This is a genomic window from Thermoplasma sp. (assembly GCF_023256435.1).
Lineage (GTDB): Archaea > Thermoplasmatota > Thermoplasmata > Thermoplasmatales > Thermoplasmataceae > Thermoplasma.
Genome location: NZ_JAGDXM010000054.1, coordinates 33099 through 33946, shown reverse-complemented (window position 1 = coordinate 33946; position 848 = coordinate 33099). Strand labels below are relative to the sequence as shown.

General features: G+C 41.5%; 1 protein-coding gene. It reads left to right on the top strand.

What is annotated here, in order from left to right; genetic code table 11:
* On the top strand, window positions 1–761 hold a 761-nt coding region (locus Q0C15_RS07440), incomplete at its 5' end, for an ABC transporter substrate-binding protein (protein ID WP_297217932.1).
* Window positions 762–848: the final 87 nt, after the last annotated feature.

Sequence of the window (848 nt, the reverse complement as noted above, 5' to 3'; positions counted from 1 at the left end):
GTACAAATGAATACATAGACTCAAACGGCATGCCGGGAACAGGTCCGTACATGATATCTGCAATAGGTGCGTCTTTATCCTCCATAACGTTGGTTTCCAATCCACATTACTGGGGTATTCCATACTGGCAGAACAAGGATCTTCCTGCGGTTGCGCAACCAGCCCATATTTCAACGTTGATACTGGACTACGGAATTGAACACTCCGGCCGCGTAAGCGGTTTCCTTGATAATGATTATCAGATCAGCTATGTCAGCATACCATATATAGGATCGATCGCTGGTGCATCTCCATATGATTCTATGCCACTGAATTCGTTCTTCAAGAATTTCGGAGCAAATCCTGGGGTGATACCATGGTCAATGAACACGCAGGTATATCCTACCAATATACTCGACTTCAGAAAAGCCGTGGAATACGCAATAAACTATACAGAGATCGAGCATCCCTACTATTATATGGGTCAGTACCTTGCCCAGAATTATATCGGTCCAATCAGCCCGCAATTTTCCAATTACTACGATAACGCAACCCGCGGTCTGGCTCCTCAGCAGTACAATCTGACAAAGGCAGAATACTATCTGAATTTGGCTGGTGAACAGGGTAAATTCTTTGTAACTTTGCCTAATGGGACTATCCTTGGAGATAAGGCATTGGCTAAAAAATATACAGTGTTAGCACTCTCAGGATTGAACGAGATAATCTTGCTTCAGGAGATGATCTATTCAGCAGAAGCAAAAATTTTGGCTTCAATCCTGTAATTCATAAGAACAAAAAATAAATTTTTTATTGAATTTCATTCGATGCTCTGGGATATATTTTTGAAGCTCAAACACATTATGAGTCCA